Annotated in this window: 7 protein-coding genes and 3 rRNA genes; 8 read left to right on the top strand and 2 right to left on the bottom strand. The window is 66.0% G+C overall.

What is annotated here, in order from left to right:
- Nucleotides 1–208 precede the first annotated feature (208 nt).
- The 8 genes from OUQ99_RS25360 to OUQ99_RS25325 all read left to right on the top strand — a co-directional run bounded on the left by OUQ99_RS25360 (nucleotide 209) and on the right by OUQ99_RS25325 (nucleotide 12,919).
- Entirely contained in the window at nucleotides 209–961 is a 753-nt protein-coding gene (locus OUQ99_RS25360) for an MBL fold metallo-hydrolase (RefSeq protein WP_267946295.1), read from the top strand.
- An 89-nt stretch (nucleotides 962–1,050) separates the two neighbouring features.
- Nucleotides 1,051–1,770, top strand: a complete 720-nt coding sequence (gene rph, locus OUQ99_RS25355; RefSeq protein WP_267946294.1) for a ribonuclease PH — start codon at nucleotides 1,051–1,053, stop codon at nucleotides 1,768–1,770.
- Between the two features lie 56 nt (nucleotides 1,771–1,826).
- Nucleotides 1,827–2,432, top strand: coding sequence for an RdgB/HAM1 family non-canonical purine NTP pyrophosphatase (gene rdgB / locus OUQ99_RS25350; protein WP_267946293.1), 606 nt, complete (start codon nucleotides 1,827–1,829; stop codon nucleotides 2,430–2,432).
- A gap of 869 nt (nucleotides 2,433–3,301) precedes the next feature.
- Nucleotides 3,302–4,833: ribosomal RNA gene (locus OUQ99_RS25345) — 16S ribosomal RNA — on the top strand.
- Nucleotides 4,834–5,175: 342 nt separating this feature from the next.
- Nucleotides 5,176–8,269 (top strand): 23S ribosomal RNA (locus OUQ99_RS25340).
- Nucleotides 8,270–8,376: 107 nt separating this feature from the next.
- Nucleotides 8,377–8,492 (top strand): 5S ribosomal RNA (gene rrf, locus OUQ99_RS25335).
- Together the 16S, 23S and 5S rRNA genes form the textbook arrangement of a ribosomal RNA operon.
- 201 nt (nucleotides 8,493–8,693) lie before the next feature.
- Nucleotides 8,694–9,326, top strand: coding sequence for a class I SAM-dependent methyltransferase (locus OUQ99_RS25330; RefSeq protein ID WP_267946292.1), 633 nt, complete (start codon nucleotides 8,694–8,696; stop codon nucleotides 9,324–9,326).
- Nucleotides 9,327–9,649: 323 nt separating this feature from the next.
- The gene (locus tag OUQ99_RS25325; RefSeq protein ID WP_267946291.1) at nucleotides 9,650–12,919 is read left to right on the top strand and encodes a transglycosylase domain-containing protein; all 3,270 of its coding nucleotides are present in this window, start codon (nucleotides 9,650–9,652) and stop codon (nucleotides 12,917–12,919) included.
- A 106-nt stretch (nucleotides 12,920–13,025) separates the two neighbouring features.
- Here OUQ99_RS25325 and OUQ99_RS25320 read toward each other — a convergent pair whose 3' ends face one another.
- Together OUQ99_RS25320 and OUQ99_RS25315 are read right to left on the bottom strand one after the other, a co-directional pair.
- Nucleotides 13,026–14,108 (bottom strand): prenyltransferase, encoded by a 1,083-nt coding sequence (locus OUQ99_RS25320; protein WP_267946290.1) that lies wholly within the window; start codon nucleotides 14,106–14,108, stop codon nucleotides 13,026–13,028.
- Nucleotides 14,108–14,827, bottom strand: a complete 720-nt coding sequence (locus OUQ99_RS25315; RefSeq protein ID WP_267950491.1) for a class I SAM-dependent methyltransferase — start codon at nucleotides 14,825–14,827, stop codon at nucleotides 14,108–14,110. Before OUQ99_RS25315 ends, OUQ99_RS25320 begins: the two co-directional genes overlap by 1 nt.
- Between the last annotated feature and the right edge of the window lie 38 nt (nucleotides 14,828–14,865).

The raw sequence follows: 14,865 nt of genomic DNA, 5'->3' as shown, positions 1-14,865 counted from the left end.
AACAAGACAGAAAGCGTCAAAGTGTGTGAAAAATTCACACGTGACCGAGGTCGCGTGAGACGCGGGCCACATTTTGTACCACCCGGGCGGGCATTGGGGTAGACCCGTAACAACGGGACATCCGCAGAACCAGCCGCCATCCGCACTCCTCACCACACGCCTGGGGTGCCAAGGACGCCGCGCGGCCCATCGAGAAGGCGACGACGACGTGCGACTCACGATTATCGGGTCCTCGGGGAGCTTCCCCGGGCCGGACAGCCCGGCCTCCTGTTACATGCTGGAGGCGGACGGCTACCGCCTCCTGCTCGACATGGGCAACGGCGCGCTCGGAGCACTCCAGCGGTACATCGACATCTACTCCGTCGACGCCGTCTACCTGAGCCATCTGCACGCCGACCACTGCTTCGACCTGTGCTCCTACTGGGTGGCGAGGATGTTCCACCCCGAGGGCGCCAAGCCCCGCATCCCGGTCTACGGGCCCAGGGGCGTGGCCGACCGCGTCGCGGAGGCGTACGGGCTCGAACCGGACCCGGGCATGACCGAGGTCTTCGACTTCCACGAGCTCGTCCCCGGCGCCCTGGAGATCGGCCCCTTCACCGCCCGGGTCGACTACGTCAACCACCCGGTGGAGGCCTTCGGCATCCGCCTGGAGCACGGCGGCGCGTCCATGGCCTACTCGGGGGACACCGGCGTCTGCGACTCCCTGGTCGAACTCGCGACCGACACCGACCTGTTCCTGTGTGAAGCGGCCTTCCAGGACCACCTGGAACACCCCAAGGACATGCACCTGACGGGCAGCGAGGCGGGCGACCACGCCAACCGCGCGAGGGCCCGCGAACTGCTCCTCACCCACCTCGTGCCGTGGAACGACGACGAGGTCACCCTCGCCGAGGCCAGCTCCACCTTCGCGGGGCCGATCGGCCTGGCCCGCAGCGGCCAGGTGCACGCGATCGGCGGCTGACCGGCCGGCGGAACGCGGCGGGCGTCGCACAGGAGGGGCATTCGTGCCCACCAGCACCGCCGGACCCTCCTCGGATATACGCTCTTGGCATGGCCCGACCTGACGGACGCGTTCCGACCCAACTCCGCCCCGTGACGATCACCCGCAACTGGCTGCGCCAGGCGGAGGGCTCCGTACTCATCGAGTTCGGGGACACCCGCGTACTGTGCGCCGCCACAGTCGAGGACGGGGTCCCCCGCTGGCGCCGGGGCACCGGCGAGGGGTGGGTCACCGCCGAGTACGCGATGCTGCCCCGCGCCACCGACACCCGCGGGGCGCGGGAGTCGGTCCGCGGGAAGATCGGCGGCCGCACCCACGAGATCTCCCGCCTGATCGGCCGCTCCCTGCGCGCCGTCGTGGACTTCAAGGCGATGGGCGAGCACACCATCACCCTGGACTGCGACGTCCTCCAGGCGGACGGGGGGACCCGCACCGCCGCCATCACCGGCGCGTACGTGGCGCTGGCCGACGCCATGAAGTACCTGCGCAAGCGCCGCAAGCTCAAGAACAACCCGCTGACCGGCTCCCTGTCGGCCGTCAGCGTCGGCGTGGTCCAGGGCCAGCCCAGGCTGGACCTGAACTACCTGGAGGACTCGGTCGCCCAGACCGACATGAACGTCGTCCTCACCGGGGACGGCAGGTTCGTCGAGGTGCAGGGGACCGCCGAGGGGGAGCCGTTCGACCGGGACCTCCTCAACCAGCTGCTCGACCTCGCCGCCGCCGGCTGCGAGGAACTGACCGCGATCCAGAAGAAGGCACTGGCCGAGTGACACCGATGAACAGCGTCGGCACCCGTATCGGCGGTGTCCCCGGAGGAGGGGGAACCGTGAAGCTCGTACTGGCCACACGCAACGCCAAGAAGGTTCCGGAGATGCGCGCGATCCTGGCCGAGGCCGGCCTGGACGCGGAGGTGCTGTCGCTCGACGCCTTCCCGGACGCGCCCGAGGTGCCCGAGACGGAGCCCTCGTTCATCGGGAACGCACTGCTGAAGGCGCGCGCGATCGCCGCGCACACGGGGCTCCCCGCCGTCGCCGACGACTCCGGACTGGCCGTCGACGAGCTGAGGGGGATGCCCGGGGTGCTCTCCGCCCGCTGGGCGGGCCGCTTCGGCGAGGGGGACCAGGACCGGGCCAACCTCGACCTCGTCCTCGACCAGCTGGCGGACACCCCGGCGGAGCGCCGCGGCGGTGAGTTCGTGTGCGCGGCCGTGCTGGTGATGCCCGACGGGACCGAGGTGGTCGCCGAGGGGGTGCTCCGCGGCAGGCTGGCGCGCGAGCGCCGGGGGGAGCACGGCTTCGGGTACGACCCGGTCTTCATCCCCGAGGGGGAGACGCGCACCACGGCGGAGCTCACCCCGGAGGAGAAGAACGCGATCAGCCACCGGGGGATCGCCTTCCGGCAGCTGGCCAAGGACCTGGCGGACATGGTCTGATCCCCGCCGGTCCCGTGCTGACGAGGGGCGGCGCCCGGGCTTGCGGCCCGTGCGCCGCCTCCGTCGTTCCGGGGCCGCGGGGCCGCTGCCGGGGCCGCGCGCAGGTGCGGGCTCCGCCGCAGAAAAAACTCGGCCCCCTGTGTTTGGCCGCGGGTGTGCAGGGGCAGGACAGTCCTTGCCTGACAAGCAAGCCGTGACAGACACACGATCGCGAGGATCGGGTGGTCCGGCAGGCGCGGACCAGCGGGCGGGCCCGAGGGGGCCGGCCGACGCGGAACGCTCGTGGACATCGGGTTCCCCCCGGACGCGGGCCGGTTTGACGCCGCCGGGGTAGTTGCCTACACTCGATCGAGTCGCTGCGGGACGGCGAGGATCCTTCTTCGGATCACTCGGAACCGGGCCGCGATCTGACAATCCTCCTCCTGAGTGCCTTGGTCCGAGCATGTGCTCGGAGCGTGTAGGCTCAGGGAGTTGCCTCGAAAGAGGGAAAACCGGGTTCTTTATCCCGATCAGGTGCGCAGAAAAACCTCAGGGTTCGGAAGCGCAAATGCGAAAAACCGCCGATTTGGCGAGGCGCGGAACACCTGATAAAGTAAAGACACAACAAAGCGGAAACGCAGACGCCTTCCACGGAAGAGCAGACGGCCGGAACGGCTGGCGCTTGTACGGGAAGGGCGGTTGTTTCTTGAGAACTCAACAGCGCGTGTTTGATTTTCTTTAAGCCATGTTTGTTTTGGCCCCGTCACCCGAACAGTGGTTCGGTGTGAAGGGTTCCTTTGATTAACCAGGGCAACCTGGTTGGTCAGGATTACTTCTAGGTTTATCCGCCCCAGGCCGACCTCACGGTCGCCGGGACGGATGGTATGACCTTTATGGAGAGTTTGATCCTGGCTCAGGACGAACGCTGGCGGCGTGCTTAACACATGCAAGTCGAGCGGTAAGGCCCTTCGGGGTACACGAGCGGCGAACGGGTGAGTAACACGTGAGCAACCTGCCCCCGACTCCGGGATAAGCGGTGGAAACGCCGTCTAATACCGGATACGACACACCGCCTCATGGCGGTGTGTGGAAAGTTTTTCGGTCGGGGATGGGCTCGCGGCCTATCAGCTTGTTGGTGGGGTAACGGCCTACCAAGGCGATTACGGGTAGCCGGCCTGAGAGGGCGACCGGCCACACTGGGACTGAGACACGGCCCAGACTCCTGCGGGAGGCAGCAGTGGGGAATATTGCGCAATGGGCGAAAGCCTGACGCAGCGACGCCGCGTGGGGGATGACGGCCTTCGGGTTGTAAACCTCTTTTACCACCAACGCAGGCTCCCAGTTCTCTGGGGGTTGACGGTAGGTGGGGAATAAGGACCGGCTAACTACGTGCCAGCAGCCGCGGTAATACGTAGGGTCCGAGCGTTGTCCGGAATTATTGGGCGTAAAGAGCTCGTAGGCGGCGTGTCACGTCTGCTGTGAAAGACCGGGGCTTAACTCCGGTTCTGCAGTGGATACGGGCATGCTAGAGGTAGGTAGGGGAGACTGGAATTCCTGGTGTAGCGGTGAAATGCGCAGATATCAGGAGGAACACCGGTGGCGAAGGCGGGTCTCTGGGCCTTACCTGACGCTGAGGAGCGAAAGCATGGGGAGCGAACAGGATTAGATACCCTGGTAGTCCATGCCGTAAACGTTGGGCGCTAGGTGTGGGGACTTTCCACGGTTTCCGCGCCGCAGCTAACGCATTAAGCGCCCCGCCTGGGGAGTACGGCCGCAAGGCTAAAACTCAAAGGAATTGACGGGGGCCCGCACAAGCGGCGGAGCATGTTGCTTAATTCGACGCAACGCGAAGAACCTTACCAAGGTTTGACATCGCCCGTGGACCTGTAGAGATACAGGGTCATTTAGTTGGTGGGTGACAGGTGGTGCATGGCTGTCGTCAGCTCGTGTCGTGAGATGTTGGGTTAAGTCCCGCAACGAGCGCAACCCCTATTCTATGTTGCCAGCACGTCATGGTGGGGACTCATAGGAGACTGCCGGGGTCAACTCGGAGGAAGGTGGGGACGACGTCAAGTCATCATGCCCCTTATGTCTTGGGCTGCAAACATGCTACAATGGCCGGTACAATGGGCGTGCGAGACCGCAAGGTGGAGCGAATCCCTAAAAGCCGGTCTCAGTTCGGATTGGGGTCTGCAACTCGACCCCATGAAGGTGGAGTCGCTAGTAATCGCGGATCAGCAACGCCGCGGTGAATACGTTCCCGGGCCTTGTACACACCGCCCGTCACGTCATGAAAGTCGGCAACACCCGAAACTTGTGGCCTAACCCTTCGGGGAGGGAATGAGTGAAGGTGGGGCTGGCGATTGGGACGAAGTCGTAACAAGGTAGCCGTACCGGAAGGTGCGGCTGGATCACCTCCTTTCTAAGGAGTCTTTGAAGACCAGCTCTTCCTATGGCTGGTCGGACTCGTAAGTGGACCCGGCAGCGCCGGCCTCCCCCTCGGGGGTGAGCCTGCTGATCGGGAGTGGCTGTAAGAGAATCAGGCTTTGCCTCCGGCGACTAGAAGCGTCGGGGGGCGCGCTGTTGGGTGTCTGAGGAAGCAACCTCGACCATCTGGCTCTCCTTGTGGGGGCGGGTGGTCGGTTTGTTTCCCGCGGACCACCTCTGCGAACTCTCGGGGTTTGTTTCCCGGTGTGAGGTAGTGGGGATTGTGGTTGGTGTTTTGACTTGTGAATAGTGTGCGCGAGCATCTTGTTATCTGTAGTGGCCAAGTGATAGTGGCACACGGTGGATGCCTTGGCATCAGGCGCCGATGAAGGACGCGGGAGGCCGCGATAGGCCACGGGGAGCTGTCAACCGAGCTTTGATCCGTGGGTGTCCGAATGGGGAAACCTAGCCCGAGTTGTGTCGGGTTGCCGCTACCTGAATGTATAGGGTAGTTGGTGGTGACGCGGGGAAGTGAAACATCTCAGTACCCGTAGGAAGAGTAAACAACAGTGATTCCCCTAGTAGTGGTGAGCGAACGGGGAAGAGGCTAAACCGTGCGCGTGTGATAGACGGCAGTCGTTGCGTGTGCGGGGTTGTGGGATGCACCTTTCCAGGTCTGCCGACGTGGAGCGCTGAGTGATTCTTTTAGCTGAATCCGTTGGGAAGCGGAACCGTAGTGGGTGAGAGTCCCGTAGGTGAAGGAAGAGTCTAGGCGTTGGTGTTCTCCCGAGTAGCGCGGAGCCCGAGAAATTCCGTGTGAATCTGGCAGGACCACCTGCTAAGCCAAAATACGTCCTGATGACCGATAGTGCACTAGTACCGTGAGGGAAAGGTGAAAAGTGCCCCGGTGAGGGGTCGTGAAATAGTACCTGAAACCGTGTGCTGTCAAGCCGTCAGAGCTGAAGCTTGTCTTTGGTGATGGCGTGCCTTTTGAAGAATGAGCCTGCGAGTCATGGTGTGTGGCGAGGTTAACCCGGGTGGGGTAGCCGTAGGGAAACCGAGTCTGAATAGGGCGTTTGAGTCGCATGCTGTGGACCCGAAGCGGAGTGATCTACCCATGTCCAGGGTGAAGCGGGGGTAAGACCTCGTGGAGGCCCGAACCCACCAGGGTTGAAAACCTGGGGGATGAGGTGTGGGTAGGGGTGAAAGGCCAATCAAACTCCGTGATAGCTGGTTCTCCCCGAAATGCATTTAGGTGCAGCGTCGCGTGTTTCTTGCTGGAGGTAGAGCTACTGTTTGGCTGATGGGCCCTACAAGGTTACTGACGTCAGACAAACTCCGAATGCCGGTTAAGTGAAGCGCGGCAGTGAGACTGCGGGGGATAAGCTTCGTAGTCGAGAGGGAAACAGCCCAGATCATCAGCTAAGGCCCCTAAGCGTGTGCTAAGTGGGAAAGGTTGTGGAGTTGCTGAGACAACCAGGAGGTTGGCTTAGAAGCAGCCATCCTTTAAAGAGTGCGTAATAGCTCACTGGTCAAGTGGTTCTGCGCCGATAATGTAGCGGGGCTTAAGCACACCGCCGAAGCTGTGGATGCCAACCTTGTGTTGGTGTGGTAGGGGAGCGTCGTGCATCCGGTGAAGCTGCCGAGTGATCGTGTGGTGGAGGGTGTGCGAGTGAGAATGCAGGCATGAGTAGCGAAAGCAACGTGAGAAACGTTGCCGCCGATTGACTAAGGGTTCCTGGGGCAGGTTAATCCGCCCAGGGTGAGTCTGGACCTAAGGCGAGGCCGACAGGCGTAGTCGATGGATAACGGGTTGATATTCCCGTACCCGTGCACGAGCGCCCAGTATCGAATCAGGTGATGCTAACCACGCTGGTTCTTGGTGGTTCCTTCGGGAACTGCCTCTGGACCGGTCTGGGATCCGAGCTTGTAGTAGGTAAGTGATGGGGTGACGCAGGAGGGTAGCTCTACCCGGCGGTGGTTGTCCGGGGGTAAGCGTGTAGGCTGGGGGGTTGGCAAATCCGCCCCCTGTTGAGGCTGAGACGTGATGCCGAGCCGTTTTCGGTGAAGTGAGTGATCCCATGCTGTCGAGAAAAGCCTCTAGCGAGTTCGTGTGTGGCCAGTACCCTAAACCGACGCAGGTGGTCAGGTAGAGAATACCGAGGCGTTCGGGTGAACCATGGTTAAGGAACTCGGCAAATTGTCCCCGTAACTTCGGGAGAAGGGGAGCCCTGTCTGGTGATGGCCTTTGCGGTCTGAGCTGGGTGGGGTCGCAGATAGCGGGGGGAAGCGACTGTTTATTAAAAACACAGGTCCGTGCGAAGTCGTAAGACGCTGTATACGGACTGACGCCTGCCCGGTGCTGGAACGTTAAGAGGACCGGTTAGTGGGAGTTCGCTCCTGCGAAGCTGGGAATCTAAGCGCCAGTAAACGGCGGTGGTAACTATAACCATCCTAAGGTAGCGAAATTCCTTGTCGGGTAAGTTCCGACCTGCACGAATGGCGTAACGACTTCCCCACTGTCTCAACCATGGGCCCGGTGAAATTGCACTACGAGTAAAGATGCTCGTTTCGCGCAGCAGGACGGAAAGACCCCGGGACCTTCACTATAGCTTGACATTGGTGTTTGGGATGGTTTGTGTAGGATAGGTGGGAGCCGGTGAAGCTGTCACGCTAGTGGCGGTGGAGGCGTTGGTGAAATACCACTCTGACTGTTTCGGGCATCTAACCTTGGACCGTGATCCGGTTCGGGGACAGTGTCTGGTGGGTAGTTTAACTGGGGCGGTTGCCTCCCAAAGAGTAACGGAGGCGCCCAAAGGTTCCCTCAGCCTGGTTGGTAATCAGGTGTTGAGTGTAAGTGCACAAGGGAGCTTGACTGTGAGACGGACGTGTCGAGCAGGAGCGAAAGCTGGGACTAGTGATCCGGCACCGGCGTGTGGAAGCGGTGTCGCTCAACGGCTAAAAGGTACCCCGGGGATAACAGGCTGATCTTCCCCAAGAGTCCATATCGACGGGATGGTTTGGCACCTCGATGTCGGCTCGTCGCATCCTGGGGCTGGAGTTGGTCCCAAGGGTTGGGCTGTTCGCCCATTAAAGCGGCACGCGAGCTGGGTTTAGAACGTCGTGAGACAGTTCGGTCCCTATCCGCTGTGCGCGTTGGAGACTTGAGAAGGGCTGTCCCTAGTACGAGAGGACCGGGACGGACGAACCTCTGGTGTGCCAGTTGTCCTGCCAAGGGCATGGCTGGTTGGCTACGTTCGGGAGGGATAACCGCTGAAAGCATCTAAGCGGGAAGCTTGCTTCGAGATGAGGTCTCCTGCCTCCTTTGAGAGGGTAAGGCTCCCTGTAGACGACGGGGTTGATAGGCCGGGTGTGGAAGCCCTGTGAGGGGTGGAGCTGACCGGTACTAATAGGCCGAGGGCTTGTCCGCTGCAGATAATTGGATGTTCGCGCACACTTTTCACGGAGTTTCGGCTCGCTGTGATCCCCTTGCACTGGGTTGTGGTGTGGGGTGTGGGTCTGGTGGGTTGTTGGTTTCCGTGGTGGTTATTGCTGGAGGGTCACACCCGGTCTCTTTCCGAACCCGGTCGTTAAGTCTCCTTGCGCTGATGGTACTGCCCTGTGGTGGGGTGGGAGAGTAGGTCGCTGCCACGGTTTTTTGTAGGGGAGGGGGTTGCCTTGTGGGCGGCCCCCTCCTTTTTTGCGCGCATGCTTGTGCGTTTGTGAAAAGAGTGTTTCTAGAACCCGGTGTTTCCGGAACCCGCAGTCGTCGGAGAAGGGCGGGTCTCTGTGTTCTTCTGTGTTTCTGGCCGGTAGGGGGACGGTGCTCGTTTCGGTCGGTGGGAGAATTCACGTATGACGAAGACGATCCCCGCGGACCTCCTGGCCGCCGCAGAGGAAGCCAAGGGCTTCATGCCCACCGACGAGGGCACGCTCCTCTTCGAGACGGCGGTCCGGTACTCCGCCGTCGGCCCCGTCGTGGAGATCGGCACGTACTGCGGCAAGTCCACGATCTTCCTCGGAGCGGCCGCACGTGCCACGGGCACGAAGGTCCTGACGGTGGACCACCACAGGGGCTCGGAGGAGCACCAGGAGGGCTGGGAGTACCACGACGCCTCGCTCGTGGACGCGCAGACCGGCAGGTTCGACACCCTTCCGCACTTCCGCCGCACGATCACCCGCGCCGGCCTGGACGACGAGGTCATCGCGGTCGTCGGCCGGTCCTCCGAGGTCGCCGCCGTGTGGGGGACCCCGCTCGGGATGGTCTTCATCGACGGCGGGCACAGCGAGGAGGCCGCGCAGAACGACTACGCCGGCTGGAGCCCCCACGTCGCCGTGGGCGGGGCCCTCGTCATCCACGACGTGTTCCCCGACCCCGCGGACGGCGGACGTCCGCCGCACAACATCTACCTCAGGGCGCTGGAGTCCGGAACGTTCGAGGAGGTGCGCGCCCTCGGGTCGATGCGCGTCCTCGAACGCGTCGCCTGACCGCTCTCCCGTGCCCCGTACGGGGGTGTGCTCCGGGGACACCGCCCGCGCCGCGGAGGTGGCGTGGTTCCCGGAGTGCGCGGAACTGTCGCGGACATGAGAAAGTGAGGCATTCAACAACTGACCCGAAACACGCTTGGCGAGGGTAAGCCCTCGGTAAGAAGTGACAGCGCCGTAACGGATTCGACCTCGACCTGGTTACGGGCGGGTATCGTTGCGTGGAGGGCGGAGCGATGGTGGCGTTATTCCCCTCATTACCGCTTCAGTCCTGACTCGAACTGAACGATCAGGGGCACTCGCGCGTCAAACACAAGGACGGCACGGTGCCGGACGTGATTTGCCATGGGGGCGGGGAGCTGAGCGAGAGCACACACGGCGAAGGCGGGGCGGATGGACAGCGTCCCGAGAAGCACACGCCGGAAGTAAAAGACACCTCTGCCGAAGAGCTGTCCAGCAAGAACATTTCTGAGAGTGGCGCGCCCGCCGCACGGGGTGGCGAGACCGAGTCCCCCGACGACGCCGACGAGGCGCAGAGCGGAACGGGCGAGCAGCCGGAGCCGGAGTTCATCAGCCCGATCACCTTCAAGACCAGCGGCACGTTCTTCCGGGAGCGGGTCGCGCAGACCCTCGCCGAGCAGGGTTACGACGATCCCGACCTGATGGAGGGGTCCTCGTCCGCCGGGACAGGCGAAGACGGCTCCGACCGGAGCCCGTCGTCCCCGGGCGAGGGTACCGCGCACGCGGTCGACGCCTCGGGCGAGGACGCGCCGGAGACGGATGACGCGGTCGACGCCGGGGAGGCCCCCACTTCCCGGGACGTTCGCACCGTGTCCTCCGAGGCCGCCCAGGAAGACGCGGAGGAGGGTCCCACCCCGAGGACCGAGGCCTTCCCCGTGCCGCAGGACGCGGCCGACGGCGCGACCGACAGTGCGGCCGGGGCCGACGGCGGGGAGTCCGCCGACGCCGTGGTCGTCGCCGGGGACCCCGGCCCCCGCGCTTCGTGGCCCGCGGACCGCGTGTCCGCCGCGGAGTCGGCGCCCCTGTACGGGGACGAGCTCCCGGCGCCCGGAGCCGTCGCTCCGGACAAGGCCGAGGCGGAGAGGATCGACGAGTCCTCCGCCGCCGAGACCGCCGCGCTCTGGCCCGCGCCGCGCCGCCTCTCGGACTACGTGACCGACGAGTCCGGTGCGGGTGAGGGGGACCAGGGCACGCGCGGGTCCTCCGCTTCGGCGGGCGTCGGCGCACTCGGCGCCGCGGGTGCCGCCGGAACCGCCGCCGGCGCCCCGGGCGAGACGCCCGGGGGACGGTCCGGCAGCCAGGAACCCACCGGGGCCTCGGCCGCGCACGGTTCGGGCGGCAAGGGCGGTTCCAACGGTCCCGGGGGCCCCAAGGGCCCCGCTGGGCCCGGCGGTACGGGACCTGGCGGCCCCAAGGGTCCGGGAGACCCGAAGGCGGCCAAGGCCAAGAAGGCCAAGAAGCCCCTGTGGTGGCGGATCCTCCGGGTCTTCCTCATCGTCACGGGCCTGTTCGTGGTCCTCGGCGCCGCCGTGTTCGCGTTCTTCTACACCACGGTGGAGGTGCCCGACGCGGCCAAGGCCGACGCGCTCGAACAGGGGTCGACCTTCTACTTCGCCGACGGCGAGACGGAGTTCGCGTACCGGGGCACCGACCGCGAACCCGTCACCTATGACGAGATGGTGGCCGGCGGCGACCACATCGTGGAGGCCGTCATCTCCGCCGAGGACCGCGGCTTCTGGGAGGAGCCCGGGGTCTCGATCCGGGGGACGACGCGGGCCGTGTGGTCCACCGTCACCGGGCAGCAGGTCCAGGGCGGCTCCACGATCACCCAGCAGATGGTCCGCAACTACTACGAGGGCGTGTCACTGGAGCAGACGGTCTCCCGGAAGATCCAGGAGATCATCATCTCCATCAAGGTCGACCAGAGCGAGTCCAAGGAGTGGGTGATGGAGCAGTACCTCAACACCATCTACTTCGGACGCAACGCGTACGGCATCCAGGCGGCGGCCCAGGCGTACTACCACAAGGACGTCGACGAGCTCACGCCCGAGGAGGCGGCGTTCCTGGCCGCGGCGATCCAGCAGCCGACGCCGTTCGGCGAGGCCGACGTGGAGACCACCCCCGAGATGGAGCAGCGCTGGCGCTACGTCGTCAACGGCCTGGTCACCACGGAGGCCATCACCCAGGCGGAGGCCGACGCGATGGAGTTCCCCGCCCCTGAGCCGGAGAAGCCCCTGGAGGGCACCGACCTCAGCGGGTACCGGGGGTACATGTACGAGGCCGTGATGCGGGAGATGGCCGAACTCGGCTACACCGAGGACCAGATCAACCGCCAGGGCTACTCCATCGTCACGACCTTCGACGAGGAGCTGATGGACGCCGCCTACGAGACGGTCGAGGCGTCGATCCCCCCGGAGGTCCTGCCCGAGGGCGTCAACGTCGGCCTGACCACGATCGACCCGGCCACGGGCGAGGTCCTGGCCTTCTACGGCGGCCACGACTACTACGAGAACCAGTACGACAGCGCGCTCCTGGGCGGGGCGCAGGCCGGATCGGCGTTCAAGCCCTACGTGCTGGCCACCGCGCTGGAGGAGGGGTACAGCCTCCGCAGCATCGTGAACGGCAGCGGCCCGCGCAGCATCGCCGGCTCCACGATCCAGAACGCCGGCAACGCGCCGGGCGGCCCCATGGACCTGGTCCAGGCCACCCGGGTCTCCAACAACCTCGGCTACATCGAGCTGACGATGGAGACCGGCTACGAGAACGTCCGGGACACCGCCTACGCGGCGGGGCTCCCCGACGGGAGCATCCTCGACAACCAGCTCGTGCCCACCATGGCCCTGGGCGTCTCCACGGTCCGCCCGGTCGACCAGGCCAGCGGGTACGCGACCTTCGCCAACGGCGGGGAGCACGTCGAGGCGCACGTGGTCAAGGAGATCATCGACACCGAGGGCGAGGATCTGCGCCCCGAGGTCGAGAGCTCCCGGGCGTTGGAGGAGTCCACCGCGGCCGACGTCACCCATGCGCTCCGGCAGGTGATCGAGGGGGGCACGGGTTCGTCCGCCAACTTCTACACACACCCGGCGGCGGGCAAGACCGGTACCACCGACAACAGCGTCGCGGCCTGGTTCGTCGGGTACACGTCGCAGCTGTCCACGGCCGTGGGCGTGTACAACCAGAACAACCAGAGCTTCAGCATCCCCGGGTACGACATCTCCGGTGGCGGTGTGGCCGCGCCCATCTGGCGCGACTACATGCGCAGGGCGATGGAGGGGCGCGAGGTGGTCCAGTTCCCGGAGCCGGCCTTCTCCGGATCCACGCAGTACTGGGCCCCGGACCCGTCCACCCAGGAGCCGGAGGCTCCTTCGCAGGGCGAGGAGCAGCCGGAGCAGCCCGCCGTCCCCGAGGTGCCGACGGACCCGGAGGAGCCGGGGATCCCGGAGCAGCCCGAGGTGCCGACGGACCCGGAGCAGCCGGGGATCCCGGAGCAGCCGGACCCGGGCGGCGGGGGCGAGGTCCCGCCGCCGGGCGGGGGCGAGGAGACGCGCCGGTCGGAGGAGTGGGGCATCCCCTAGCGGAGCGGAGGCCCGGAACAGGCACAGCCCCGGCGGTATCCACCGCCGGGGCTGTCCCGTGCCGCCCTCCCCGTCCGTACGCGGACGCGGGCCGGGCGCGGTTCCGCTACCGGACCGCGGGCTCCTCGTCCCAGGTGTGCAGGAACACCCGGGACCCCGGCGTGGTCCCGGTGAGGGCGTCCACCGCCAGGATCACGGCGGCCGACGTCCACGTGCTGCGCTCCACGGGCCAGCGCACCTGCTCGGCGAACTGGTAGCCGGTCCAGTAGACCCCGTCGTCGGGGTCGCGCAGGTGCTGCACGTCCCGCATGACGCGGACGCCCCCCTCGACGTCACCCACGGCGGCCAGGGTGAGCACCAGCTCCGACGACTCGGCCGCGGTCACCCACGGCTGGTCGCTCACGCAGCGCACCCCCAGCCCCGGCATGACGAAGGTGTCCCAGCGCTCCCCGATGCGCTCCTTGGCGGCGGCGCCGCGGACGGCCCCGCCCAGGACGGGGTAGAACCAGTCCATGGAGAACCTGCTGCGGTCGGAGAACAGGTCCTCCCGCTCGTTGATCAGCGTCGCCAGCCGGTCGGCCGCGGCCGACCACTCGGGCCGGTCCCGGCCCAGCCGCGCGCCCAGGGCGACGCCGCACCGGAGGGCGTGGTGCACGCTCGCGCACACCGTCAGCAGGGCGTGGTCGCCCGGCGAACCGTCCTCCGAGCGCGCCCACAGGATCTCGCCGTGCTCGCCGCGCAGCCCGAGGACGAACTCCAGGCCGCTCTCGACCACGGGCCAGGTCCGTTCGGCGAACCCGGTGTCGCCGGTGACGAGCAGGTGGTGGAACAGGCCCACCGCGGGGTAGGCGGCGTGGTTGGCCTCGCGCAGTTCCGTGACCGGTACGCCCTGCCGGAACTTGGCGGGCCAGCCGCCCTCCGGGTGGCGGGTCCGCTCCAGCCACAGGTAGGCGCGTCTCGCGGCCTCACCGTGCTCGGGCACGCTCAGCCCGGTGACGGTCAGCGCCATGGCGCACTCCACGTGGTCCCACACGTCGGTGTGGCCCCCGGGGAACCAGGGGATCGCGCCGTCCTCCTCCTGGCTCCGCGCCAGGTAGTGGGCGGAGCGGTGCAGCTGCTCGGTGCTGAGCACGCCGGGCAGGCGCAGGGTCCCTTCCGGGGCGGGTGCGGTGGCGGGCGGGGTGGCCATCAGGCGGCGTGCGGCTTGCGCACGTACACGACCACGCTCTTGCCGATGACCGGGTTGAGGAGGCGTTCGGCGATCCGGGTCACCTTCGGGGCCTGGAGCATGTCCCACACCAGCATGTCGTGGTAGGCCTTGGCGAGGGGGTGGTCGTCGTTGTCCGTGCCCACCGCGCACTTGATCCACCAGTACGGTGCGTGCAGGGCGTGCGCGTGGTGGTGCGGGCCGATCTCGAACCCGGTGGCCTTGAGCTTGGCCTCCAGCTCGGCGCGCGTGTAGATGCGGATGTGCCCGCCCTCGTTGGTGTGGTACTGCTCCGAGAGGGCCCAGCAGAGGCGTTCGGGCAGGAAGCTCGGAACCGTCACCGCGGCGATCCCGCCCGGTCTCAGCACCCGGAACAGCTCCTTCATCCCGGCGGTGTCGTGCGGGATGTGCTCGAAGATCTCGGCAGCGACCACCCGGTCGAAGCTGTCGTCGTCGAAGGGCATGTCGAGGGCGTCGCCCTTGACGGTCTCGGCACTGGCCTCCTCGGGGGCCTCCCCCTCGTGGCGCATCGCCGCGAACATCGTCTCGACCTCGGCGAGGTCGCCGACGTTCTGGTCGAAGGCCACGACGTCGGCCCCGCGGCGGTAGGCCTCGAAGGCGTGCCGGCCGCCGCCGCAGCCCAGGTCGAGAACGCGGTCGCCCGGTCCGACGGGGAACAGGTTGAAGTCGACGGTGATCAGTGGAGGCTCCCTAGGTGGTGCGGACGCGGGTGGTGGTG

This window comes from Streptomonospora nanhaiensis (assembly GCF_026642255.1).
In the GTDB taxonomy this organism is placed as follows: domain Bacteria; phylum Actinomycetota; class Actinomycetes; order Streptosporangiales; family Streptosporangiaceae; genus Nocardiopsis; species Nocardiopsis tropica.
This window is presented reverse-complemented; position numbering and strand designations above follow the sequence as displayed.

Coding starts and splice junctions, on each gene's coding strand:
- rph (WP_267946294.1), top strand. CDS start 1,051: ATGGCCCGACCTGACGGACGCGTTCCGACCCAACTCCGCCCCGTGACG.
- OUQ99_RS25330 (WP_267946292.1), top strand. CDS start 8,694: ATGACGAAGACGATCCCCGCGGACCTCCTGGCCGCCGCAGAGGAAGCC.
- OUQ99_RS25320 (WP_267946290.1), bottom strand. CDS start 14,108: ATGGCCACCCCGCCCGCCACCGCACCCGCCCCGGAAGGGACCCTGCGC.